This is a genomic window from Streptomyces sp. NPDC059788, assembly GCF_042732265.1.
Lineage (GTDB): Bacteria > Actinomycetota > Actinomycetes > Streptomycetales > Streptomycetaceae > Streptomyces.
The window spans coordinates 198509-223032 of sequence record NZ_JBHWHY010000003.1; the positions used below are offsets into that span (position 1 = coordinate 198509).

The 24524-nt window shown below is 72.3% G+C and carries 17 protein-coding genes; 12 read left to right on the forward strand and 5 right to left on the reverse strand.

Going from position 1 to position 24524, the window contains the following annotated elements; genetic code table 11:
• Window positions 1-149: 149 nt before the first annotated feature.
• Both ACFV57_RS04200 and ACFV57_RS04205 read left to right on the forward strand, forming a co-directional pair.
• The gene (locus ACFV57_RS04200; RefSeq protein WP_385225462.1) at window positions 150-338 is read left to right on the forward strand and encodes a hypothetical protein; all 189 of its coding nucleotides are present in this window, start codon (window positions 150-152) and stop codon (window positions 336-338) included.
• 428 nt (window positions 339-766) lie between these two features.
• Window positions 767-3748 carry a LuxR C-terminal-related transcriptional regulator gene (locus tag ACFV57_RS04205; RefSeq protein ID WP_385225464.1) on the forward strand — a complete coding sequence of 994 codons (2982 nt, stop codon included), beginning with the start codon at window positions 767-769 and terminating at the stop codon, window positions 3746-3748.
• A 280-nt stretch (window positions 3749-4028) separates the two neighbouring features.
• Here the strand turns inward: ACFV57_RS04205 and rfbB are convergent, their stop codons facing one another.
• The 4 genes from rfbB to ACFV57_RS04225 all read right to left on the reverse strand — a co-directional run bounded on the left by rfbB (window position 4029) and on the right by ACFV57_RS04225 (window position 8734).
• The gene (gene rfbB, locus ACFV57_RS04210; RefSeq protein WP_385225466.1) at window positions 4029-4979 is read right to left on the reverse strand and encodes a dTDP-glucose 4,6-dehydratase; all 951 of its coding nucleotides are present in this window, start codon (window positions 4977-4979) and stop codon (window positions 4029-4031) included.
• Window positions 4976-6040 carry a glucose-1-phosphate thymidylyltransferase gene (locus ACFV57_RS04215; protein WP_385225633.1) on the reverse strand — a complete coding sequence of 355 codons (1065 nt, stop codon included), beginning with the start codon at window positions 6038-6040 and terminating at the stop codon, window positions 4976-4978. The genes rfbB and ACFV57_RS04215 overlap by 4 nt, the downstream gene beginning before the upstream one ends.
• 169 nt (window positions 6041-6209) lie before the next feature.
• The gene (locus ACFV57_RS04220; RefSeq protein WP_385225468.1) at window positions 6210-7436 is read right to left on the reverse strand and encodes a cytochrome P450; all 1227 of its coding nucleotides are present in this window, start codon (window positions 7434-7436) and stop codon (window positions 6210-6212) included.
• Entirely contained in the window at window positions 7433-8734 is a 1302-nt protein-coding gene (locus ACFV57_RS04225) for a glycosyltransferase (protein WP_385225470.1), read from the reverse strand. The genes ACFV57_RS04220 and ACFV57_RS04225 overlap by 4 nt, the downstream gene beginning before the upstream one ends.
• Before the next feature lie 364 nt (window positions 8735-9098).
• Between ACFV57_RS04225 and ACFV57_RS04230 the strand changes: the two genes are divergently transcribed.
• The 10 genes from ACFV57_RS04230 (at window position 9099) to ACFV57_RS04275 (ending at window position 23262) form a co-directional block, all read left to right on the forward strand.
• Window positions 9099-10613 (forward strand): flavin monoamine oxidase family protein, encoded by a 1515-nt coding sequence (locus ACFV57_RS04230; protein ID WP_385225472.1) that lies wholly within the window; start codon window positions 9099-9101, stop codon window positions 10611-10613.
• On the forward strand, window positions 10610-13915 hold the full coding sequence (locus ACFV57_RS04235; RefSeq protein WP_385225474.1) for a ferritin-like domain-containing protein: 3306 nt from the start codon (window positions 10610-10612) through the stop codon (window positions 13913-13915). Before ACFV57_RS04230 ends, ACFV57_RS04235 begins: the two co-directional genes overlap by 4 nt.
• A gap of 46 nt (window positions 13916-13961) precedes the next feature.
• Window positions 13962-15218, forward strand: a complete 1257-nt coding sequence (locus ACFV57_RS04240; protein ID WP_385225476.1) for a cytochrome P450 — start codon at window positions 13962-13964, stop codon at window positions 15216-15218.
• 70 nt (window positions 15219-15288) lie between these two features.
• Window positions 15289-16116, forward strand: a complete 828-nt coding sequence (locus ACFV57_RS04245; protein ID WP_385225478.1) for a methyltransferase domain-containing protein — start codon at window positions 15289-15291, stop codon at window positions 16114-16116.
• An 83-nt stretch (window positions 16117-16199) separates the two neighbouring features.
• Window positions 16200-17633 carry an NDP-hexose 2,3-dehydratase family protein gene (locus tag ACFV57_RS04250; protein ID WP_385225480.1) on the forward strand — a complete coding sequence of 478 codons (1434 nt, stop codon included), beginning with the start codon at window positions 16200-16202 and terminating at the stop codon, window positions 17631-17633.
• A gap of 1 nt (window position 17634) precedes the next feature.
• Window positions 17635-18636, forward strand: coding sequence for an NAD-dependent epimerase/dehydratase (locus ACFV57_RS04255; RefSeq protein ID WP_385225482.1), 1002 nt, complete (start codon window positions 17635-17637; stop codon window positions 18634-18636).
• 82 nt (window positions 18637-18718) lie between these two features.
• A complete protein-coding gene (locus ACFV57_RS04260; RefSeq protein ID WP_385225484.1) occupies window positions 18719-19828 on the forward strand; it encodes a DegT/DnrJ/EryC1/StrS family aminotransferase in 1110 nt (369 codons plus the stop codon).
• A gap of 55 nt (window positions 19829-19883) precedes the next feature.
• Entirely contained in the window at window positions 19884-20510 is a 627-nt protein-coding gene (locus ACFV57_RS04265; RefSeq protein ID WP_385225486.1) for a dTDP-4-dehydrorhamnose 3,5-epimerase family protein, read from the forward strand.
• Window positions 20511-20643: 133 nt separating this feature from the next.
• The gene (locus ACFV57_RS04270; RefSeq protein ID WP_385225488.1) at window positions 20644-21483 is read left to right on the forward strand and encodes an SAM-dependent methyltransferase; all 840 of its coding nucleotides are present in this window, start codon (window positions 20644-20646) and stop codon (window positions 21481-21483) included.
• 144 nt (window positions 21484-21627) lie between these two features.
• Complete coding sequence (locus ACFV57_RS04275; RefSeq protein WP_385225490.1) at window positions 21628-23262, forward strand: FAD-dependent monooxygenase; 1635 nt, start codon at window positions 21628-21630, stop codon at window positions 23260-23262.
• Between the two features lie 95 nt (window positions 23263-23357).
• On the opposite strand, the gene ACFV57_RS04280 is transcribed toward ACFV57_RS04275, so the two are convergent.
• Window positions 23358-24476: an LAETG motif-containing sortase-dependent surface protein gene (locus ACFV57_RS04280; protein ID WP_385225492.1), complete on the reverse strand. Its 1119-nt coding sequence runs from the start codon at window positions 24474-24476 to the stop codon at window positions 23358-23360.
• Between the last annotated feature and the right edge of the window lie 48 nt (window positions 24477-24524).

Here is a 24524-nt window from a genome sequence, read left to right on the forward strand (position 1 = left end):
TCGACCGTTCCCTGGGCCATGGGGCCCGGGGTCTGCGGAATTTGTGTCGAGCCGCGTGCTGAATTCGCTGCGAACATAGAGCGCACGGGCGCCCGGCGCGTGAGACGGGCTGGGCTCCGCTCACGACAGGTCAGCCGTATATTGGGCAGATGAGCAGAAGGCGATACGTCGCGCGGGGGGTTTCTGGTGGTTACCGGGTTTGGGATAATCGGGGGCGGCGCTGGTGGGGGGACTTGTATGAGTTCTGTCCCGATGAGCTGCTGGCAGAACTGAACGGCGGAGCCGACCCCACCAGGATCACCGCGCTCATGAAGCGCTACCGGTCGCTGAAGCGGTAGGCCGCGGGGCGGGGGCTGCCGCGTGGTGTCGGGGCATTGTGATGGCAGGCCGCGGGGGCGGGCCGGCGTCGCGGGTGTGAATGGGCAGTAAAGGGGTTCGTCGGGGGTCTTGGCCCGCAGTCATTGAAGGTTCGACGGATATTGCGCCACTTCTGCGCCGGGGCTTGGCCCGAATCGTCTTGGAACGTCTTCGTCCGGATCGGCCAGTGCGGCCCGCGGCCCTCCCCCGCTCCCCACAACCCCCCAAACTCGCACATCGATAGATCGAAAAGCGCCTTGGCTTGAACCTTTGTCCGAGGAAGCGAACATTGTGACCCAACTGACGCATCTGACACTGAACTTTTGCTTGTAGGGGTAGTTCCTTCTAGTAGCGAGGTGGAGCGCTGCTCCATCGAGGGCTGGCCTGCACGGTTCACGAATGGAGCGTCATGGGTCCCAACGTACGAGCGTTACCGCAGGTGCGCGGGCGGGAACAGCAGCTGGCACAGATAAGCGCAAACCTGCACAGTGTGGCAAGTGTCCGTCGGAGCAAGGTACTTGTGGTAGAGGCGGTCGCCGGGGCGGGAAAGAGCCGGCTTCTGTTGGAGGCCGCGGGCGTCGCCGACAGGGATGGGTTCGCTGTCGTCAACGGTGTGTCGGTGGGGGATGGGGCCGGGGTTGTGGCTCAGGCGTCGGATGGGGCCGGAGTTTCCGCGCGGGCGGCCAGGGGTGCCGCCGAGGCGGCCAGGGGCGCTGAGGGCGGGCTGCGCAGTGCGGGAGTGGTGGCCGCGATCGAGGTGGCGCGGGGGTGGCTGCGGGGGGATGTGGAATGCGGCCGGGCCGTTGTCGTGCTCGATGATCTGCAGCTGGCCGACGGGGGTGTGCTGAGCGCGTTGTGCGATCTGATCGTGGCTCTCAGCGGGCGGCCGGTTCTCTGGCTGCTCGCCTTCGCCCCGGACCGGGAGGCCGCGTCGGGCGAGCCGATGAAGGCCTGCCTGGGCAGGCTTCGGGGCAGGGTTTTGATCGAGCCGGTGCGGGAGTTGGGGCCGCTGTCGGGTGGCGCGTTGGGGCAGCTGGTGGCCGACTGCGCCGGGGCGGAGCCCGGGCCGGGACTGCTGGCCCTGGCGGAGAGCGTCAACAGCACGCCCCGCGCGGTGATCGAGCTGGTGCGCGGGCTCGTGGAGGACGGCGACTTATGCGTGGTCGACGGTACCGCGCGATTGCAGCCCGGGGCGGGGGGCGACGCCCCGGCAGGCAGCGGTGGTGGAGGCGACGGGGGCTGCGTGGGGAGTGACGCCTGCGCGCCGGCGCCCGTGCCCAAGCGGTTTTCCGCGTTGCTCCAGAAAGAGCTGCGGTCGCTCTCCGAGCCCACCATGAAGGCGCTCAGGCTGGCGGCGGTGCTCGGGTCGCCGTTCGCGCCGGAGGATCTTTCGGCCATGCTCGGCGAGGCGCCGGTCGGTCTGCTGGCGGCGGTGGACGAGGCGGTCGACCGGGGGCTCCTGGTCTGCGGTGAGCACGACATCGCGTTCCGCAGCGAGCCGATCTGGCGGGTGCTGCTCGACTCCGTTCCGGCGCCGGTGTGCACGCTGCTGCGCCGGCAGGCGGCGGAGATGCTGCTGGCGCGCCCCGACGGCATCGAACGCGCCGCCCTCCAGCTCGTACACATCGCCCAGCCCGGCAACGCGGAGGAGCTGCGCATCATCGCCGAAGGGTCCCGGAGGCTGCTGGCCGCCGATCCGTCGACCGCGGCGTCGCTGGCGACCCGTTGCATGGAGCTGCTGGCCCCGGGGCAGGCCGAGCGCGTGCGCCTGGCGAAGACCGCGGTCGAGGCGTTCACCCGGGCGGGCGACCTGGACCGGGCGATCACCCTGGCCAAGGACACGATCGACGAGGCCGCGCTGCTCGCCGCACCCCTGCCGGAGGCGCTCGCCTCGGACATCGCCGCGCTGCGGGCGTCGATGTCGGCCGCGCTGTTGCTGCTGGGGAACGCGAAGCTGGCGCGCCGGGCCGCGCGCGACGCGCTGGCGGCGCAGGAGAACGGGTTCCAGCACCGTGAGGCCGTGATCACCCATCTCGCCGCCTCGTATCTGACCGGCGACAGCACCGCGGCCGAACGCGCCCGGCAGATCCTCAGCGCGCCCGACCACCACGCACGGGCGGTGCAGGTCGGCGCGATGGCCTTCCACGCGTTCGGCAAGTGGCGCGAAGGCCGGGTGGGGGACGCGGTGGAGACGCTGCGCAAGGCCGTCGCGCTCGACCGCGGGGGCGACGAAGGCGGCGGGCAGCTCCTCGATCCGCGCTGGTTCCTCGTCTTCGCGCTGACCAGGACCGACGAATACGAGGAGGCGGCGGCGGTCGTCCAGTGCTCGGTCGGTACGGCCCCGTCGGAGGCGGGGACACTGGCCGCCGCCGTACCGGCCGTGCTCCGGGCCCCTCTGCACCTCGCCCAGGGGCGCCTGGACGAGGCCGAGGAGGAGGCACGGATCGGTGTGGGCTCGGAGGGCCCGTACGTGCCGATGCTCGCTCCACAGGGGTGGCTGGTGCTGTCCCTCGTCGCACTGCGCCGGGGGGCGCTCACCCAGGCCGAAGACCACATCAAGACGCTGGAGAAGGATTTCCCGCAGCATCCCTCCAGTCCTTGGTGGGCCGCACGCCTGCTGCTGAGCGCGCAGCTGGCCGAGGCCCAGGCCGACCCCCGGGCGGCGGCGGAGGTGCTGGCGGAGATCGGGGCGCAGACCGGCGCGCTGCGCGAACTCGTCCTGGAGGACCCGGCCGCCGCGGCGTGGTGCGTCCGCTGCGCGCTCGCGGCGGACATGCCGGACATCGTGCAGGCGGTGCTCGATACGACGGAACGCCTGCGCGCGCGCAACCGGCACGTACCCGCCGTGCTCGCCTCTGCCCTGCACGCCCGCGCGCTCGCCGAGGGGGACGCGGACGCCCTGGGCCGCGCGGGCCGGCTGCACCGCAACCCGTGGGCGCAGGCCGCGGCGGCCGAGGACCGGGCCGGTGTCCTGCTCGACCGCGGAGACCGCGGAGCCCGCGGAGACCGCGGCGACAGCGCATACCGTGGTGACCGCGGGGACCGCGACAACCGCGGCGACCACGAGACGGCGATCAGCGAGCTGGACCGGGCGATGAACGCCTACGGAGCGCTCGGCGGCGAGCGGGACGCCGCGCGCGTGCGGGCCCGGCTGCGGCAGCTCGGTGTGCGGCGACGGCACTGGACGCACGCCAAACGCCCGGTCTCCGGCTGGGACAGTCTCACCAAGACGGAACGCAAGGTGGCGGAACTGGTGGCCAGCGGTCTCACCAACCAGCAGGCCGCGCGCCATCTGTTCATCTCCCCGCACACGGTGGGATTCCACCTGCGGCAGATCTACCGCAAGCTCGGCATCCGGTCCCGTACGGCGCTGATCCAGTCGAAGGCGTAAGGAGCCCGGCCGGGGTCCTGGCAGGGGTCTTCGGGGCGGCTCGCGCAGGGTCCCTCGCAGTGGCTCTCCCCTCGTGCTGCCGGAGTGGCTCACGTCAGTCTCCGCAGGGCCACGCCGCAGCGGCCCGAAGCCGGCCGCGGGCATCCGCCGCATCCCGTCGACGTCCCTCTCCGGTTCCCGACCGAGCGGATCACTTCCACCTCCGGTCCCCGCCGAAGCGGCTCATCGAACGCGTGCTCCGCCGAAGCGGTTCAGGTGACGCACACCCCGCCGAAGCGGTTCACGGAACGCGTTTCTTCAGCGGCTCCCACCACTGACGGTTGGCTGCGTACCACTCGACGGTCTCGGCCAGACCGCGCTCGAAGCCGGTCTGTGGCGCGTAGCCGAGTGCCCGCAGCTTGCCGTCGGTCAGGGAGTAGCGGCGATCGTGTCCCTTGCGGTCGGGTACCCGCTCGACGCGCCGCCAATCGGCCCCCAGCGCGTCGAGCAGCCGGGCGGTCAGTTCGAGGTTGGTCAGCTCGGTGGTGCCGGCGACGTGGTAGACCTCGCCCGCTCCGCCGCGCTCGGCGACCAGCCGGACGGCCCGGCAGTGGTCGGCCACGTGGATCCAGTCGCGGACGTTGCCGCCGTCGCCGTACAGCGGCACGTCCAGGCCGTCGAGGAGATTGGTGACGAACAGCGGGACGACCTTCTCCGGGTACTGGTACGGCCCGTAGTTGTTGCCGCAGCGGGTGACGCTGACCGGCAGGCCATGGGTGCGGGCGTAGGCGAGGGCGATCAGGTCGCCGCCGGCCTTGGCGGCGGCGTAGGGCGAGTTCGGGGCGAGCGGGGCGCTCTCGTCCCAGGAGCCGGCCTCGATGCTGCCGTACACCTCGTCGGTGGAGACGTGCACGACCCTGGGGGTGCCCGCGTCGAGGCAGGCCTGCATGAGGGTCTGTACGCCCAGGACGTTGCTGTGGACGAACTCGCCCGCGCCGGCGATCGACCGGTCGACGTGCGACTCGGCGGCGAAGTTGACGACGACGTCGTGGCCGGGCACCACGTCGGTGAGCAGCCCGGTGTCGCAGATGTCGCCGTGTACGAAGGTGAAGCGGCCCTCGACGGGCTCCAGGTTCGCCAGGTTCCCGGCGTAGGTCAGCTTGTCGAGCACGGTCAGTTCGTCGGTGCCGGCGCAGGCGCGTACGAAGTGCGAGCCGATGAAGCCGGCGCCGCCGGTCACGAGCATCTTCATGAGGCGACCTGCACCTTGCTGTGGTCGCCGAGGACGAGGCGGTGGGCGCGCAGGATGCGGGGCGTCGACGTCACCTCGACCTCGCGTCCGATCAGCGAGCGCTCGACGCGCCGCACCCCGGCGATGGACGCCCCGCGCAGCACGATGGAGTACTCCACCTCGCTGTCGACCACCGAGCAGTCGCTGTCGATGGAGGTGAAGGGGCCGATGTAGGAGTCGCGGATATGGGTGCCGGCCGCGACGACCGCGGGGCCCACGATGCGCGATCCGGTGACGGTCGCGCCCTCCTCGATCACCACCCGGCCGACCAGTTCGCTGGCGTGCACCTCGCCGGCGCAGTCGCTCTCGACGCCGTCCAGGACGAGGTGGTTGACCTCCAGCATGTCGGCGACGTTGCCGGTGTCCTTCCAGTATCCGCAGACGAGGGTGGAGTCGACGGCGCATCCGGAGTCGATCAGTTCCTGGATCGCGTCGGTGATCTCCAGCTCGCCCCGCCAGGACGGCTTGAGCCGGGCCACGGCGTCGTGCACGCGCGCGGTGAACAGGTAGACGCCGACCAGCGCGAGGTCGCTCTTGGGGTGCTCCGGCTTCTCCTCCAGGCCGATCACCCGGCCGTGCGGGTCGAGTTCGACCACGCCGAACGCCCGCGGGTCCGACACCCGGGTCAGCATGATCTGGGCGTCCGGCCGGTTCTCCCGGAAGCGCTCCACGAGGGCGCTGATGCCGCCGACGATGAAGTTGTCGCCGAGGTACATCACGAAGTCGTCGTCGCCGAGGTAGTCCCGGGCGATGTGGACGGCGTGGGCCAGGCCCAGCGGCGCCTCCTGCGGGAGGTAGGTGACGTCCAGGCCCCACCGCGAGCCGTCGCCGACCGCGGACTCGATCTCGGCGGCCGTGTCGCCGACGACGATGCCGACCTCGCGGACGCCCGCCTCGGCGATCGCCTCCAGGCCGTAGAACAGCACCGGTTTGTTGGCGACGGGCACGAGCTGTTTGGCCGAGGTGTGGGTGATCGGCCGCAGCCGGGAGCCGGACCCGCCGGCGAGCACGAGGGCCTTCATCGGCACCCCCGCGCCCGTACCCGGCGCGTCGGCCTGAAAGGTGGGAACCATCATCTCCCCAATATCCGTGTAAGGGCCGGGTTCACGTGGTCATCCTGGTGAGCGCGTACGGGGCCGGCCCGTGCGGCCGTACGGACCCATGCCGTACGGCCGCACGGCCCCGCCGTCCTCAGGACAGTACGGCGGGCAGGACACTCATCCGGCGGATCATCCACTCCGACTCCCACTCGACGGGGGTGCCGGTGCTCAGCCGAGCCTCCGGGAAGCGGCGCAGGAACCCGCGCACCGCGATCTGCGCCTCCAGGCGGACCAGCGAGGCGCCGATGCAGTAGTGCATGCCGAGGCCGAAGGTGAGGTGCCCCTGGCCCTGCCGCTCCGCTTCGAAGCTGTCGGCCCCCTCCCCCGGCCTGCGGTTCGCCGCGGCGATGCTGACCTGCACCGGGGCGCCCTTGGGGATCAGGTAGCCGCCGAGGTCGATGTCCGTCATGGCGAAGCGCCAGGTCGGGTGCGGGAACGGCGGGTGCACCCGGAGGGCCTCCTCGACCCACGCCTTGATGTCCTCCTCGGAGCGCGGGCGCTCCTCCGGCGGCCGCCGCAGCGCCTCGTACAGCGACGCGGAGATCAGGCTGCCGGTCGTCTCGTAACCCGTGATGATCATGCCCAGGGTCCAGACGATGACCTCGCCCTCGGTGACCGCCGCGTCCGGCCCGTCGGAGGAGTCCAGCAGGCCCGTGATCACCCCGTCGCGCAGCGGGCCGGGGTTGCGCACCCAGCCTTCGACCGCCTCGTACAGCGAGCGGACCGCCTTGGTGCGTGCCGGGTAGTCGGAGGAGTAGAGCATGACGTCGGTGATGCTGCGCAGCTGCCGCTCGGCCTCCAGGGGCAGGCCGAGCATTTCGGAGATGAAGGCCAGCGGAATCCGGTGGGTGTAGTCCGTGACGACGTTGACCTCGGCGGTCTCCCCGGAACGGGACTGCGCGAGCTCGTCGAGGAAGCCGTCGACCTTGACGCTGACCCGCTCGCCCCACCGTTCGGTGTTGCGCGGGCTGAGCACCGGCGCGTGCATCCGCCGGATGCGTGCGTGGTCCTCGCCATCGCTCATGATCATGGCGCGGGCGTACTCCGGGTCCGGCTGCGACCCCACCATCAGCCCCGGCCGGCGCATCCAGTCGGGGACCCAGGTCACGTCCTTGGCCATCTGGGGATGGGTGAGCGCGATCCGCACCAGCTCCGGGTCGCACACGACCCAGGCGTGCTTGCCGAGGTAGGGAATCCGGACGACCGGCGCCACGCGCGCGGCCGCCAGGAGATCCGGCATACAGTCGAAGGGACCGGGGTCCACCGGCATGGTCGTCTCGGGCGGCAGTGGCAGGCCGGTCTTTGTCGTGACGTTCAACGTGTGACACCTCCTGTGGAAATCTGGCCCTGGGATTCGGCCATGGACTCGATCAGCTCGGCGGCCCGTCGCGGGGCGTCGCAGCTCTGGTACTCCCGCGCCAGCGCGTGGGCCCGCCGCCGGTAACGGTCGTCCTTCAGCACGGTGCGCACCCCGTCGCGCAGGGTGGCCTCCGACACGGCCCGCCGTTTGAGGACGAGACCGGCTCCGGCCCACTTGATGCGCGCCGCCACGTCCGGCTTCTCCTCCGAGCCGGGCGCGACGACGAGGGGCACGCCGTGGGCGAGGGCCGCGTTGACGCCGTTGTAGCCGCCGTTGGTCAGCATCACGTCGACGTGCGGCAGCAGGTGGTGGTACGGGACGAACCGTTCCAGCCGGACGTTGTCCGGCAGCGGGCGCAGCCGGTCGACGTCCAGGCTGCTGCCGGTGGTGACCACGACGAGGACGTCCTCGCCGGCCAGTGCCCGTACGGCGGGTACGAGCAGCCAGTCGACGTCGTTGGCGGTGGTGCCCTGGGTGATCAGCACCACCGGGCGGCTGTCGTGCAGCTCCTCCCACCAGCCGGGCGGGTCGAACCGCTCCGGGGGCAGGCCGAGGAGCCCGCCCACGAAGTGGGTGCCGGGCAGCAGGTCGCTGCGGGGGTATTCGAAGGACGGCACGGTGCCCACCAGGTAGAGGGCCGGCGGGCGGGCGATGTTCTCCATGGCGCTCGTCCGCAGCCGCGGCAGGTTCACCCGGGCCCGGGTCCGGTCGGCCTCCCGGCGCATGTCCCGCATGGCGACCTGGTCCCCGGCGAACCTGAGCAGCGCGTTGCGCAGCCGTCCGAGCGGCGACGAGCTGGGCTGGACGCCCCGCCCGAGCGGCGCGGTGTCCCTGCTGCCGAGGATGTAGATGGAGTTGCTGACCCAGGCCAGCGGGATGCCGGTGCGCTCGCTCGCGAAGCACGCGCCGTAGCACATGTCGTCGGAGATGATGCAGTCCGCCGGGAAGCGTTCGAGCACCGCGAGCAGGTCCTCCAGCTGGCGCGGCGCGGTGCCGTAGAAGATGTCCCGTACGCCGGTCTTGAAGCTGGCGAGCCCGGTCAGCCCGGCGTGGTCGGGGTAGGCCTCCTCCCGGCTCTTCCCGCCGAAGTCCAGCTCGGGGCTCATGGGCTCGAAGGCCGCCCCGGCCTGTTCGACCTGTTCCCGGAAGGACCGGCCGGTGTACCACCGCACCTCGTGGCCGCGCCGGGCCAGTTCGCGTGCGACCTCCAGTACGCCGACGACGTGTCCCGGTGCCGGTGTGGTAGCGATCAACACTCGTGTCAACGTCGCCTCCGTGGGGGTCCGGTGTCACCGTGCTCGCCGTCCGGGCCGGGCACCCGCGGCCCCGGCCGTCCGGCCACGCACGCCAGCATCACCCCACCCCGGGCCCGGCACGGCGGCGCCGGGTAAACCCCGCACACTCGCGCAGGGTGAGGCTCTCGCACCGCCCCGATCGCGGTGGCGGACCGGCGGCCGAACCGTCCGTGCGCGGGACCGCTGGGGGATACGAACGCCTGCCTGCCACGCAAACAATGGCCGATGAGCAATCCCCGGCATAGCTCTTCCCGAACCCGGGAAAGGCGCTGGGTTCATCCAGGACATGCTCCCGGCCTTGGACATCGCGTACTGGAGGAAACCTGTGGCGGCACCCTTGCAGGAGATTGACGGGCCGGACGGCGTCAACGGCGGGCCGAAGAAAGTCACCGTCATCGGCGCCGGCATCGCCGGTCTGGTGGCGGCGTACGAACTGGAGCGGCTCGGACATCACGTCGAGGTCATCGAGGCGAGCCGCGACATCGGCGGCCGTATCCACACCCATCGCTTTCCCGGCGACGGCCAGGCCGGGCCGTTCGCCGAACTCGGCGCGATGCGGATTCCCGCCGGGCACCGGCTGACGATGCACTACATAGCCGAACTCGGCCTGCAGAACCAGGTGCGCGAGTTCCGGACACTGTTCTCCGACGACGCCGCGTACCTGCCCAGTTCCTCCGGATACCTTCGGGTGCGCGACGCGCACGAAACCCTGGTCACCGAATTCGCCGCCGGGCTGCCCCACCACGACTACCGTGCCCACACGATGCTGTTCGGCGCCTGGCTGGACGCGAGTATCCGGGCCATCGCGCCCCGTCAGTTCTACGACGGGCTGCACAACGAGATCGACGTACAGCTGCTGAACCTCGTCGACCACATCGACCTGGCGCCGTACCTGTGCGGCAGCTCGGGCAACCGCATCGACCTGCACGCCTTCTTCGCCGACCACCCCCAGGTGCGGTCGCTGTGCCCGCCGCGTCTGGAGCGCTTCCTCGACGACGTACTGGACGAGACCAGCCCCACCATCGTGCGGCTGCGGGACGGGATGGACGCGCTCCCCCGGCGGCTCGCCTCGCGCATCCGGGGGCAGGTCTCGACCGGCCAGGAGGTGGTGGGCATCGACGTACGGGACGACGCGGTGCGCCTGCGTGTCCGCCAGGGCATCAGGACGTTTACCCGGGACTGCGACTACGTGGTGTGCACCATTCCGTTCACGGTGCTCAGGAGGATGCAGCTGTCCGGCTTCGACCAGGACAAGCTGGACATCGTCCACCAGACGAAGTACTGGGCGGCGACGAAGATCGCCTTCCACTGCCGCGAGCCCTTCTGGGAGAAGGACGGGATCAGCGGGGGCGCCTCCTTCACCGGCGGGCAGGTCCGGCAGACCTACTACCCGCCCGCCGACGGCGATCCGGCGCTCGGCGCGGTGCTCCTCGCCAGCTACACCATCGGGCCGGACGCCGACGCCCTCAGCCGGCTGAGCGAGGCGGAGCGCAACGCGGTCGTCACCAGGGAACTGAGCGTGATGCACCCCGAGTTACGCAGGCCCGGCATGGTCCTGGGCGTGGCGGGCCGGGCCTGGGGGGCGCGCCGGTGGTCCTGGGGCGCGGCCACCGTCCGGTGGGGGCAGGAGGCGGCCCTGCGCGAGGCGGAGCAGCGGGAGGCGGCCCGGCCGCAGAAGGGACTCTTCTTCGCCGGTGAGCACTGCTCGGCGAAGCCCGCGTGGATCGAGGGCGCCATCGAGTCGGCGATCGACGTGGCGCACGAGATCGAGTGGTACGAGCCGCGGGCGAGCCGGGTGTTCGCGGTCAGCCGGGCGAGCCGTTCGGGCGAGTCGGCGTGAGCGTATTCGACCTGCCCCGGCTGCACTTCGGCGGAACGGCGACGACGCACCTGCCCACCGGCGCGCGGCACGGCCTCGCCGACCTGGCGACGAACACGGCGCTCACCGCGGACGGGCAGCCCTTCCCCGCGCACCGCCCGCCGGGCGAGTACCACGACCACCTCGACGGGCTGGGGCCGAGGTTCGACAGCTCGGGCCGCCCGGCGGCCGACGGGCCCTTCAGCGCGGCCAAGGGCGAGGACTTCGCCGGCAACGGGCACTTCGCGGTCGACGCGCGGATCGTCGGCGCCGAGAGCCGCGCGGGTGACCTCGACACCTCGGACCCGGTGGTCGGGCGCGGGGTCGACATGTGGGGGCACTACAACGAGTACCTGGCCACCACGGTCAACCGGGCCCGGGTCTTCGACCTCGACCCGTCGTCCGACTGGACGACGACGCTCATGGTCGGGCAGTTCTGTTTCGGGCGCGACGGGCGCTCGCACGACGTCGGGTACATGGCCACCGGCGCCGTCCGCGGCTTCCATCCGCCGCGGTGGCACAACACCGGTCAGGTGCGCGGGGTCGGCGACCACTGGCTGGCGAAGCGGCTGAGCCGGTCCGTGGTCCACCAGTTCGTCGTGACCGGGCAGGACGGACTGTCCTGGCTCGAAGAGGCGGCCGTCTCGCCGGTCGTACGGCGGCTGCGGGACGCGGTGGCCTCCGAGGGGGCAGGTGGCCTGGTGGTGCAGTTCGCGCTGAGCCACCTGGCCGCTCCGCAGGCGCCCGACCGGCCGGGCCGGTGGCGGCTGCGCGGGACGATCGCGCCCTGGCGCCCGCACGAGCTGCGTACGTACCCGGCGGGCCGGCTGCTCGTCCCGGACCGGAGCGCGGGCGCGGGCGCGGCGGGCCGGGGTCCCGGTGAGCTGCACAACCTCTCCGTGGAGGTGACGGACGAACACGTCACCCTCAACATGATCACCGCGGTGCCGGAACACGGCCCGGACGGCGACCGCCGGTCCCGGGCCACGGACCGCTCCCCCGGGCCGGTCGACGTCGGCGACCTCGAACTGCGCACGGCGCGCACCGGCCGCCTGGTGGCCCGGGTGCCCCGGCAGGCGTACCTGGGGAAGGAGTACGAGCTGGCCTGCGGCCTGGTGACCGTGCCCAGTGAGATGCCCGCGAGCGCCGCGGCGGAGGAGGCGCTGCACCTGGTGGGCACCGGCCCCGGCGGCCCGGTGGTGCACCTGCGCGAGAAGGAGATCAACCTCCAGGTCGACGACGCGTGCCTCGTCCTGGAACACCCCCGGGACCGGGACGACGCGGACCACGACGTCGAGGTGCCCGTGCGGTCCTTCGTGCGGGGCCGGCCGGGCGCGGTCGGCGGGATCGGCGTACGGCAGTTCTTCAACCCGCGCGCACTCCCGCGCGACCCGGCCGCGCGCGACCCCGAGGCGCGGTGCGCCGACATCGGCATCGTCCGGCTGCGCGCGGGCCGGAAGGACGCCTCCGGAGAGTGGGCCGGTGCCTGCGTCGTGGACACGGACCACGCGGGCCGCGGGTGGTTCACCCTGCGGGGCGCGGCGGCGGGCACCACCCGCGTCCTGCTGTCCGGGGGCGCCCACGACCTGCCGTGCGACGTGGACCTCCCCGGCTCGGCGGCCCTCGGCTACGACCACGACGACGCTCTCGGCTACTGGCCCGGCGCCGGATACCTGTCGGTGCGGGTGCTGCCCGACGACTGGCGGCTGGCCGGCATCGCCCAGGACGAGGTGACCTTCGACCTCGTGTACACGGAGGTCTTCGCCTTCTACGAGCACCTGTACTCCTTCATGAAGGCGGAGGTCTTCAGCCTGGCGGACCGCTGCAAGGTCGAGACGTACGCCAAGCTGATCTGGCAGATGTGCGATCCGCGCAACAAGGCGAAGACCTACTACATGCCGCCGACGCGGGACCTGTCCGAGCCGAAGGCGCGGTTGCTGCTGAAGTTCCTGCGGGCCCAGCAGGTGCCGGACGAGGTCCTGCTGACCGTGCCGGCGGCAGGCCGCAGGAGCAGAGGGATCAGCACCCGCGGCCAGCTCGTCGGGGTGCTGCGCGACGCCGCGGCGATCGAGCTGGCCGTCATGCTGCAGTACCTGTACGCGGCCTATTCGGTGCCCACGCACGGCGCCGGCCTGGAGTTCGTGCGACGGGGGGTGTGGACGCCCGGGCAACTGCGGCTGGCCTGCGGTGACGGGGGCGAGACGCTCGACGAGGGCGTGCGCAGCATGCTGCTGAACATCGCCCGCGAGGAGATGATCCACTTCCTGCTCGTCAACAACATCCTGACCGCGGTGGGCGAGCCGTTCCACGTGCCCCGGATCGACTTCGGCACCATCAACAACGAGCTGCCCGTGCCGCTGGACTTCTCCCTCGAACGGCTGGGAATCGGCAGCGTCGACCGGTTCGTGCAGATCGAGCGGCCGGAGGACGCCGTCGGCGACGTGCGGCGAGGCGACGCGCCGGCGGCCCCCGCCGCCTTCGACGGCCGGCACCCCTACGCCTCGCTGAGCGAGCTGTACGCGGACATCCGGGAGGGACTGCAACGCGTACCGGACCTCTTCCTGGTGGACCAGGGCAGAGGCGGCGGGGAGCACCACCTCTTCCTGCGGGAATCGGTCAACCGGCAGCACCCGGACTACCAGTTGGAGGTCGACGACCTCGCCAGTGCGCTGTTCGCGGTCGACGTCATCACCGAGCAGGGAGAGGGCGGGGTGCTCGACCCGGAAGCGGCCGAGCCGTCCCACTACACCTCGTTCCTGCGGATCGCCGACCTCCTCGGCAGCGCACCGGCCACCGGCGGGCGTCCGGGCGGCGAACGGTGGAACCCGGCCTACCCCGTCGTACGCAACCCGACCCTCGGCCACGGGAACCCGGCCAAGGAGACGGTCACCGACCCCGACGCCAGGTCGGTCATGGAGCTGTTCAACCGCGCCTACTTCATGGCCCTGCAGCTCATGGTGCAGCACTTCGGCGAGTGCCCGGACGCCAGCCTGCGCCGCTCCGACCTGATGAACGCGGCGATCGACATGATGACGGGCCTGATGCGCCCGCTGGCGGAACTGCTGGTGACCCTGCCGTCCGGGCGCCGGGGCAGGACCGCCGGGCCGTCGTTCGAACTGTCCGCGCAGCCGACGCCCGTGCCCCGCCCGGACGTGGCCCGGCGCGGCATCGCGCTGCGCCTCGACCACCTCGCGGCGGAGTGCGGCAAACACCCTCTGGTGCCCACCCGGGTGGGCGAGATGGCCGCGTTCTGGGCCGACCACTTCCGGCCACCGGGCCGCTAGGACACCCCCGGCCCTCCCGGGCCACCCGACAACTTACGGAGACCGCATGCCATCCGCGACGCTGCCGCGGTTCGACCTCAAGGGCTGGGGCCGCGAGGACATCGCCCACCCGTACCCGGTGTACCGGCGCTATCTGGAGGCCGCGCCCGTCCACCGCGGCGCGTCGGAGGCGGGCAGGCCGGACACCTATTACGTCTTCTCCTACGACGAGGTCGTCCGGGTGCTGTCGGACCGGGGTTTCGGCCGGGACGCGCGCGTGGCGTCCGGCGATCCGGGCGCCGCGTCCGTGCCGATACCCGCCGAGTACCGGGCGCTGCGGACCATCGTCGAGAACTGGCTGGTGTTCCTGGACCCGCCGCGCCACACCGAGCTGCGCTCCCTGCTCGGCAAGGAGTTCTCGCCCTCGATGGTCGCCGGGCTGCGGCCCCGTATCGCGCAGATCGCGCACGGGCTCCTGGAGCGGCTCGGACGGCACGGGGAGGCCGACCTCGTCGAGGGTTTCGCGGCGCCGTTCCCCATCCTCGTCATCTGCGAACTGCTCGGCGTCCCGCCGGAGCACCAGGCCTGGCTGCGCGCCGAGGCGGTGGCCCTCCAGGAGGCCAGCTCCACCCGGTCGCGCAACGGTACGGGCGGCTACGCGCGCGCCGAGGCGGCCGCCCGGGAGTTCGACCGCTACTTCCGCGAGGAGGTGCGCCGGCGGCGCGGGGACGACCGCGCCGACCTGCTCACGCTCCTCGTCCGCGCGCGGGACGGCGGTGCGCCGCTGAGCGTGGACGGGATCGTGGGGACCTGTGTCCACCTGCTGACCGCCGGACACGAGACCACCACCAACCTGCTGGCCAAGGCGGTGCTGACGCTGCGGGCGCACCCCCGGGTCCTCGACGGGCTGCGCGGCGCGCCCGAGTCGCTGCCGGGGGCGGTCGAGGAGCTTCTGCGCTACGACCCGCCGGTGCAGGCGGTCACGCGCTGGGCGTACCGGGACAGCCGTCTCGGCGGGCAGGACGTGCCGCGCGGCAGCCGCGTGATCGCCCTGCTGGGCTCGGCGAACCGGGACCCCGGGCGCTTCCCGCGCCCCGACGAGCTGGACATCCACCGGCCCGCCGACCGGAACCTGGGCTTCGGACTGGGCATCCACTACTGCCTCGGCGCGACGCTGGCCCGCGCCGAGGCCGAGATCGGCCTCAAGGCGCTGCTGGACGGCCTCCCCGCGCTGGGCAGCGGCGGTCAGCAGGTCGAATACGCCGACGACATGGTCTTCCACGGGCCGAAGCGCCTGGTGCTGAGCATGCCCGGCCGGCCGTGACCGGCACGGCCCACCGGCACCCGCCGCCCGACTCCGACACCCACCGACACCGTACGAAAGGAAGGCAGCCATGACGCAGCAGTCCGACACCACGCCCGACTCCGTCGGCGAGGTGTACGACGTGTTCGCCGACGCCGGGGCCACCACGGCGCTGGGCGGCAACATCCACGTGGGCTACTGGGACGGTGCCGACGACGTCCCGATCACCGAGGCCACCGACCGCCTCACCGACCTCGTCGCCGGACACCTCGCCCTCCGGCCCGGCCAGCGGCTGCTGGACGTGGGCTGCGGCAACGGCGACCCGGCCCTGCGCATCGCGGGCGCCCACGACGTACGGGTGACCGGCATCAACGTCAGCCACCAGCAGATCGCCCACGCGACCGCGCAGGCGGACAGCTCCACGGCGCGCGGCCGGGCCGCCTTCCAGTTCGCGGACGCCATGGACCTGCCCTTCGACGACGGCAGTTTCGACGGCGCCTGGGCGATCGAATCGCTGCTGCACATGCCCGACCAGGCCGCCGCCCTGCGGGAGATCCACCGCGTCGTCCGTCCCGGCGGCCGGCTGGTCGTCACCGACCTGTGCCAGCGGCAGCCGTTCACCGGCGACGACCAGGACGTACTGGACGGCATGCTGCGCGTGTACGAGATCGCCGGGATCAACACGCCCGACGAGCACCGCGCACGCCTGGCCGAAGCGGGCTGGGAGCTGCTGGAGCTGACGGACATCGGCGAGCGGGTCCGCGCCAGTTACGGACACGCCGCGACCGCCTTCCGGGGCATCGCCGCCTCCCTCGACACCGCCGCGGCCGGGCAGATCAGCGCGGCGGCCGACCTGATGGAGGCCTTCGGGCGGCACCCGCACACCGGCTACGTCGTGATCACCGCGCGGCGGCCCTGACCCGACGAGCGTGGCCGGCCGCTCGCGCGACGGCCGGGCGACCACCGTCCTGCCCCGATGCCCCGCAGACAGGGAGTACTCCGATGTCGTCTTGCCCGGCTCCACCGCCTGCCGCCACCGCCGCCGTACGTCCGCGCGAGGACCACGGGCTGGCCGACCGTATCGCCCTGTCGGCCGCGACCGGCCGCGGGGCACAGCTGCGGACCGAGGACGTGCACGCCTGGCTGGCCGAGCGCCGCCGCGCCCACGTCTTCCACGTGGAGCGCATACCGTTCGCGGAGCTGGGCGAGTGGCGCTTCGAGCCCGGCAGCGGAAACCTCGTCCACCGCAGCGGGCGCTTCTTCACCGTCGAGGGCATGCATGTGGCGGAACACGGCGCGCCCTTCGGCGACGGCCCCCGCCGGGAGTGGCAGCAGCCCGTCATCAGGCAGCCCGAAGTCGGCATCCTGGGCATCCTGGCCAAGGAGATCGACGGAGTGCTGCACTTCCTGATGCAGGCCAAGATGGAGCCGGGCAATCCCAACCTGCTCCAGCTCTCCCCGACCGTGCAGGCCACCCGCAGCAACTACACCAAGGCCCACCGGGGCACGGACGTCAAGCTCATCGACCACTTCATGCGGCCCGACCGCGACCGCGTGATCGTCGACGTCCTCCAGTCGGAACAGGGCTCGTGGTTCTTCCGCAAGTCCAACCGCAACATGATCGTCGAGACCGTCGACGAGGTCCCCCCGCTGGACGACTTCCGCTGGCTCACCCTCGGCCAGATCGCCGAACTCCTCCACGAGGACGAGACGGTCAACATGAACGCCAGGACCGTGCTGTCCTGTCTGCCGTACCGGGACACCTCGCCCGGCGCGCTGCTGTCCGACGCACAGCTGCTGTCGTGGTTCACCGGCGAACGCTCCCGCCACGACGTGCGCGTGCGGCGCATCCCGCTGGCCTCGGTACGCGGCTGGAAGCACGGCGTCGAGACGATCGAGCACCAGGACGGCCGCTACTTCAAGGTCGCCGCCGTCGCCGTACGGGCCGGCAACCGCGAAGTGGTCAGCTGGAGCCAGCCGTTGATCGAACCGGTCGGCCTGGGGGTGACGGCCTTCCTCGTCCGCGAGATCGGCGGCGTGCCGCACGTGCTGGTGCACGCACGGGCCGAGGGCGGCTTCCTGGACACGGTCGAGCTGGCGCCGACCGTCCAGTGCACACCCGGCAACTACGCCCACCTCCCGGCGGCGGACCGGCCGCCCTTCCTCGACGCCGTCCTGGACGCGCCCCCGTCGCGCATCCGCTACGAAGCCGTCCACTCCGAGGAAGGCGGGCGCTTCCTCAACGCCAGGAGCCGCTACCTCGCCGTCGACGCCGACGGCACCGAGGCCGCGCTCGACCCGCCGGCCGACTACATCTGGGCCACGCCCGCACAGCTCCGGGCCCTCACCCGGCACGGGCACTACCTCAACGTGGAGGCCCGCACCCTCCTGGCCTGCCTCAACGCCGTAGCAGCGCGACCCCAGGGAAAGGCGTGACATGCCGCGCACACCGCAGCACCCCACCCCACTGATCACCGTGCTCGGCGCGTCGGGCTTCGTCGGCTCGGCCGTCACCGCCGCGCTGGCACGCCGCCCGGTCCGCCTGCGGGCCGTGGCGCGCAGGCCGAGCACACCCCCTCCCGGCCCGGCCGAGACGAGCGTCGTCACCGCCGACCTCACCGACCGGGCGGCGCTCGCCGAGGCCGTCGCGGGATCGGACGCGGTGGTGCACCTCCTCCTGGCGGACGGCGGGTGGCGGGCGGCCGAGAACGACCCGGGGGCCGAGCGCGTGAACGTGGGGGTGATGCGGGACCTCGTCGGCGTACTGCGGCCGGACACCGGCAGCGGGACGCCCCCGCTGGTGGTCTACGGCGGCGCCGCCTCGCAGGTCGGCGTGCCGCCGCGGGAGCCGCTGGACGGCAGCGAACCGGACGAGCCCGGGACCGCCTACGACCGTCAGAAGCTGACGGCCGAGCACATCCTGAAGAAGGCCACGGCCGAGGGGCTGGTGCGCGGCGTCAGCCTGCGCCTGCCCACGGTGTTCGGCGAGGGCGCGGCGCCCGGTGCCGCGGACCGCGGCGTCGTGTCCGCCATGGCGCGGCGGGCACTCGACGGCCGGCCGCTGACCATGTGGCACGACGGGACCGTACGGCGCGACCTGGTGCACGTCGACGATGTCGCGGCGGCGTTCACCGCGGCGCTCGACCACCCGGAGTCCCTGGTGGGCGGCCACTGGCTGATCGGCGCCGGCCGGGGCGACGCGCTCGGCGACGTCTTCCGGCTGATCGCCCGCACCGCGTCCGAGCTCACCGGGCGGCGCCCGGTCGCCGTGGAGTCCGTGGCCCCGCCCGCGCACGCCCCCGCGACGGACTTCCGCAGCGTGACCATCGACTCCTCCCCGTTCCGGACGGCCACCGGCTGGCACCCGCGCATTCCGCTTCCCGAAGGGGTGCGCCGCCTGGTCGCCGCCCTGGACCGGCCGGGGCACGACGGCCGGTGAAGACGAGCACCTCTGATACGCACCCACCGCAGGCGTACGGCCGGCGCACGGCCGCCCGCCGCAGTTCTGGAAAGGCTGGCACATGACCACGCGTGTATGGGACTACCTGGCGGAGTACGAGTCGGAGCGTCGGGACATCCTGGACGCCGTAGAGACGGTCTTCAATTCGGGGCAGCTCGTGCTCGGCGAGAGTGTGCGCGGCTTCGAGACGGAGTTCGCCGCCTATCACGGGGTGGACCACTGCGTCGGTGTCGACAACGGAACCAACGCGATCAAACTCGGGCTCCAGGCGCTGGGCGTCGGCCCCGGCGACGAGGTGATCACGGTGTCCAACACCGCGGCGCCGACCGTGGTCGCCATCGACTCCACGGGCGCCACCCCCGTCTTCGTCGACGTCCGCGCGGACGACTTCCTCATGGACACCGGCCAGGTGGCGGCGGCCATCACCGAACGCACCCGGTGCCTGCTCCCGGTGCACCTGTACGGCCAGTGCGTGGACCTGGCGCCCCTGAAGGAGCTGGCCGACCGGCACGGGCTGGCCCTCCTGGAGGACTGCGCCCAGGCCCACGGGGCCCGGCAGGGCGGCACGCCGGCGGGCACGACGGGCGACGCCGCCGCCTTCTCCTTCTACCCGACCAAGGTCCTCGGCGCGTACGGCGACGGCGGCGCGACGATCACCTCCGACGAGACCGTGGCGAAGCGGCTGCGGCGGCTGCGCTACTACGGCATGGAGGAGCGCTACTACACGCTGGAGACGCCCGCCCACAACAGCCGCCTGGACGAGGTCCAGGCCGAGATCCTGCGCCGCAAGCTCAAGCGGCTCGACACCTACATCGCGGGCCGCAGGGCCGTCGCGCGGCGCTACGCCGAGGGCCTCGCCGGCACCGGCATCCAACTGCCGCGCACCGTCCCGGGCAACGAGCACGTGTACTACGTGTACGTGGTGCGCCACCCGCGGCGCGACGACATCATCGAGCGCCTCAAGGCCTACGACATCCACCTGAACATCAGCTACCCGTGGCCGGTGCACACCATGACCGGCTTCGCCCACCTCGGCTACGCCAAGGGCTCGCTGCCGGTCACCGAGGCGCTGGCCGCCGAGATCTTCTCGCTGCCGATGTATCCCGCGCTCTCCCACGACCTCCAGGACAAGGTCATCCACGCGCTGCGCGAGGTGCTCCAGACGCTGTGACCACCCGCCGACCGCCGACCACGCCGAGCCGTACACCCGAGCCACGGGAGCAGACATGAAAGCACGCGAACTCACCGTCGAAGGCGCCCTGGAGTTCACCCCCCGCGTCTTCCCCGACAACCGGGGCCTGTTCATCTCGCCGTACCAGGAAGAGGCGTTCACCGAGGCGCACGGCGCCCCGCTCTTCCCCGTCGCGCAGACCAACCACAGCGTGTCGCGGCGCGGCGTCGTACGGGGAATCCACTACACCGTGACGCCGCCCGGCACCGCCAAGTACGTCTACTGCGCGCGCGGGAGGGCCCTGGACATCGTGGTGGACGTCCGGGTCGGCTCGCCCACGTACGGCCGGTGGGACTCGGTGCTGATGGACCAGCAGGACCACCGGGCCATGTACTTCCCGGTGGGGGTGGGCCACGCGTTCGTGGCGCTGGAGGACGACACCGTCATGTCCTACATGCTCTCCAGCAGCTACGTACCGGAGAACGAACTCGCCCTGTCCGCCCTCGATCCGTCCCTCGGGCTGCCCGTCGGCGAGGACGCCGAACCGGTCCTCTCCGAGCGCGACCGCGCGGCGATCACCCTCGCCGAGGCGCGGCAGCAGGGGCTGCTGCCCGACTACGCCCGGTGCCAGGAGATCGAGAAGGGACGGCTCAGGGATGCCGCGGTGATCGCGGACGCCTGACCCCGCGCGCGGGCACCCGTCCCCACCGCGCCACGAACCCGCCGGACGCCCCGCGTTCACCGGCCCCGCACCACCTTGTCGCACCACCATTTCGCACCACCTTTCCGCACCTGTCGACCGAAAGGCCGTTGCCATGACCGACTCCGCCCAGACCGTGCCCGTACCGGGAGCCGTCGGCGAGCTGTACGACCGGCTGACGCTGAACGCGATGCACGACGGCACCTTCAACACCAACGTGCACATCGGCTACTGGGACACACCGGACTCCGAGGCCACGATCGAGGAGGCGATGGACCGCCTCACCGACGTGTTCATCGAGCACATCCGGGTGGACGCCTCGTCCCACGTCCTCGACCTGGGCTGCGGGGTGGGCGGCCCCGGCCTGCGGGTCGTGGCGCGGACCGGCGCGCGGGTCACCGGCATCAGCATCAGCGAGGAGCAGATCAAGACCGCCAACCGGCTGGCGGCCGAGGCCGGGGTCGCCGACCGGGCCGTGTTCCAGCACGGCGACGCGATGAAGCTGCCCTTCGCGGACGCGTCGTTCGACGCGGTGATGGCCCTGGAGTCGCTCTGCCACATGCCGGACCGGCAGCAGGTGCTCACCGAGATCGCCCGGGTCCTCGTCCCCGGCGGCCGGCTCGTGCTGACCGACGTGTTCGAGCGCCACCCGCGCAAGGAGGTACGGCACCCGGGCATCGACAAGTTCTGCCGCGGCCTGATGTCGACCACGGCGGACATCGACGACTACGTCGCCCTGCTCCACCGCGCCGGCCTGCGGCTGCGCTCCCTCACCGACGTCACGGAGCAGACCACGCTGCGCCTCGCCGACGAGATCGCGAAGCTGGCCGCCGTCGAGGACCGTCCGGTGGCCCTCGACGAGAGCAACTTCTTCTCCGACGACGCCTTCCAGCCGTCCGACCTGGCCGGCGTCGACGACTTCGGCTGCCTGCTGGCCACCGCGGAACGCCCCTGAGCCACCGGCGTGCCGGGAGGGCGTGCGCGCCCTCCCGGCGCCTGTACGCGCGCCCGTCCCCCGTTCCATCGCCCCCGACGCCCCCGGTCCCGCACAGGACCGGAACAGAGCCAGGACAGAGCCACAGCGAAAGGAAGAAACGACATGACGCGTTCCGGTGAGTGGACCGACGTGCTGATCGTGGGCGGCGGCCCGGTCGGGATGGCGCTGGCGCTGGACCTGACGTACCGCGGGATCGACTGCCAGGTCATCGACGCCGGGGACGGCACGGTCCGGCACCCCAAGGTGAGCACGATCGGGCCGCGCTCGATGGAGCTGTTCCGCCGCTGGGGCGTCGCGGACGCCATCCGCGGCGCCGGCTGGCCCGCCGACCACCCCCTGGACATCGCCTGGGTCACCAGGGTCGGCGGCCACGAGATCCACCGCTACCGCCGCGGCACGGCCGCGGACCGCCCGGCCTTCGCCCACACCCCCGAGCCCGACCAGATCTGCCCGGCACACTGGCTGAACCCGGTGCTGACCGAGGCCGTCGGCGTCCACCCGGACGGCCCGCTGCGACTGCGTACGACCGTCGACCACGTCCGGCAGGCCGATGACCACGTCGAGGCCGCCCTCACCGACCACGCCACCGGTACGACCGGCACCGTCCGGGCGCGCTACGTGGTCGCCTGCGACGGCGCCAACTCCCCCGTCCGCCGGTCCTGCGGCATCGACGCGCCGGCCCGCCACCGTACGCAGGTCTTCCGCAACGTCCTCTTCCGCGCCCCCGAACTGGGGCGGCTGCTCGGCGACCGGACGGCCCTCGTCTACTTCCTCATGCTGTCGTCCACGCTGCGCTTCCCCATGCGCTCGCTGAACGGCAGCGACCTGTACAACCTGGTCGTGGGCGCGGACGACGACACCGGCGACCGGGTCGACGCACTGGCCCTGATCGGCGACGCCCTCGCCGTCGACACGCCGGTGGAGCTGCTGAGCGACGGCGAGTGGCACCTCACCCACCGCGTCGCCGACCGCTACCGGGCCGGCCGCGTCTTCCTCGCCGGCGACGCCGCGCACACCCTGTCGCCCTCCGGCGGCTTCGGGCTCAACACCGGCATAGCCGACGCCGCCGACCTGAGCTGGAAGCTCGCCGCCGCGCTGGACGGCTGGGCCGGGCGCCACCTGCTCGACACGTACGAGACCGAGCGCCGGCCCGTCGCCGTGGAGAGCCTGCGGGAGGCCAACGCCAACCTGCAGCGCACCATGCGCCGCGAGGTGCCGCCGGAGATCCACCTCGAAGGGCCCGAGGGCGAGCGGGCCCGTACGGAGATGGCGCAGCGGCTGGCCGACAGCGGCGTGGAGCGGGAATTCGACGCCCCGGAGATCCACTTCGGGCTGCGCTACCGCTCGGCGGCCGTCCTCGAAGACCCCGACGTACCGGTGCGCCACGGCAAGCCGGACGCCGACTGGCGCCCCGGCAGCGAGCCGGGCTACCGCGCCGCGCACGCGTGGTGGGACGCCACCACCTCCACGCTCGACCTGTTCGGCCGCGGATTCGTCCTGTTGCGCTTCGACGGGCACGGGCACGGGCACGACGGACTCGCGGGCGTCGAGCGCGCGTTCGCCGAGCGGGGCGTGCCGCTGACCGTGCACGGCGGCGGACCGGAAGAGGTCGCCAAGCTCTACGAACGGTCCTTCGTGCTGGTCCGCCCGGACGGCCATGTGGCGTGGCGCGGCGACGAGTTGCCCCGGGACCCGGCGGCGTTCGTGGACACGGTGCGGGGCGACCGGGCCCGGTAGCGCACCGGTGCCGGGCCCGGACAGCCGCCGGGCTCCGGTGCCGGGCCCGGGATGTCGCCGGGCCCGGCACACAGGTCCTTGCGTTCTTGCCGTTCCTACGCCGCGGCTCCCGGGCCGGCAGCGGTCCTGCGGCGGCGTACGGTGATGATCGCGCCCGCTCCCACGGCCATCGCCACGCCGCCCACCAGGGCGATCATCGGCAGCGCCGAGGACGATCCGGTCGCGGCCAGCTGGGTCTTGCCGGAGATCTGCGTGACACCGCCCTGCGGCGTGCGGCCGTGCTGCGGCTCGGCGACCGGCGCGGGCTTGGCAGGCTTGCCGGGCTTGCCGGTCCCGCCGTGCGCCGGGGCGATGGTGAAGTGGTACTCCCCGTGGTTGGACAGGGCGCAGAGCCCGCCCTTGTTCTGGAAATCCCCCTCCATGATCAAGTAGCCACGGCCGGGCGTGGCCTTCGCGACCGCGCGGATACGCAGCGGGATCGTGAGGGTGCGGTGCGCGGCGAGGGAGAAGGTGGGGATCTCGTCGGGCTGATCGTAGCCCGGGATGCTCACCCACTTGCCCGTCACCGGGTTGCGGTACGACGCCTCGAACTCGGCGTACGCGTAATCGACTTCCTCGGCGGAGGAAATGAACGGGTCCAGCCGGACCTCCTCCATGTCCGTGTCGGTGTTGTTGCTGACCGTGATGGTGGAGTGGCTCCAGTCGGCACCGGCGACGAACGTGGACTGCAGCCCCTTGACCGCCAGCCGCAAGTCGTGCGGCGCGATCGGGCACTCGTTGTGCGAGTCGTCGTCCTCGGACGGGGAACCGCCGGGCGGGGTGCCGGGATTGGTTCCGGGCTCCTTGCCGGGGGCGGGGTCGGTGTCCTTGCCGGTTTCCTTGCCGGGCTCCTTGCCGGGCTCCTTGCCGGGCTCCTTGCCGGGCTGAGGCTTGGGGTCGTTGCCCGTACCGGGACCGGTGTCGTTCCCGGAGCCGGGCTTGGTGTCCTCGCCCGTACCCGGCTTGGTGTCCTCCCCGGAGCCGGGCTTCGGGTTCCCGTCGGTCCCGGCGGCCGGGCCGCCGTCCTGCGGGCTGCCGGTCTTCTGCGACTCGTCGGTGTGGGCCGACGGATGCGGCGCCTGGGCGGCGAACGCGGCGCCGGGCACCGCCAGTACGGCGGCGGGCGCGATGACGGCCGCTGCCGCCGCGGCCGTCAGGGCTTGGCGGAACTTCATCAAGGAGACCTTCCTGAAATGTCGCCTGAGCTGTCAGATGCGTACGCC

Coding starts and splice junctions, on each gene's coding strand:
- ACFV57_RS04200 (WP_385225462.1), top strand. CDS start 150: ATGAGCAGAAGGCGATACGTCGCGCGGGGGGTTTCTGGTGGTTACCGG.
- ACFV57_RS04205 (WP_385225464.1), top strand. CDS start 767: ATGGGTCCCAACGTACGAGCGTTACCGCAGGTGCGCGGGCGGGAACAG.
- rfbB (WP_385225466.1), bottom strand. CDS start 4,979: ATGAAGATGCTCGTGACCGGCGGCGCCGGCTTCATCGGCTCGCACTTC.
- ACFV57_RS04215 (WP_385225633.1), bottom strand. CDS start 6,040: ATGAAGGCCCTCGTGCTCGCCGGCGGGTCCGGCTCCCGGCTGCGGCCG.
- ACFV57_RS04240 (WP_385225476.1), top strand. CDS start 13,962: ATGCCATCCGCGACGCTGCCGCGGTTCGACCTCAAGGGCTGGGGCCGC.
- ACFV57_RS04245 (WP_385225478.1), top strand. CDS start 15,289: ATGACGCAGCAGTCCGACACCACGCCCGACTCCGTCGGCGAGGTGTAC.
- ACFV57_RS04250 (WP_385225480.1), top strand. CDS start 16,200: ATGTCGTCTTGCCCGGCTCCACCGCCTGCCGCCACCGCCGCCGTACGT.
- ACFV57_RS04255 (WP_385225482.1), top strand. CDS start 17,635: ATGCCGCGCACACCGCAGCACCCCACCCCACTGATCACCGTGCTCGGC.
- ACFV57_RS04260 (WP_385225484.1), top strand. CDS start 18,719: ATGACCACGCGTGTATGGGACTACCTGGCGGAGTACGAGTCGGAGCGT.
- ACFV57_RS04265 (WP_385225486.1), top strand. CDS start 19,884: ATGAAAGCACGCGAACTCACCGTCGAAGGCGCCCTGGAGTTCACCCCC.
- ACFV57_RS04270 (WP_385225488.1), top strand. CDS start 20,644: ATGACCGACTCCGCCCAGACCGTGCCCGTACCGGGAGCCGTCGGCGAG.
- ACFV57_RS04275 (WP_385225490.1), top strand. CDS start 21,628: ATGACGCGTTCCGGTGAGTGGACCGACGTGCTGATCGTGGGCGGCGGC.
- ACFV57_RS04280 (WP_385225492.1), bottom strand. CDS start 24,476: ATGAAGTTCCGCCAAGCCCTGACGGCCGCGGCGGCAGCGGCCGTCATC.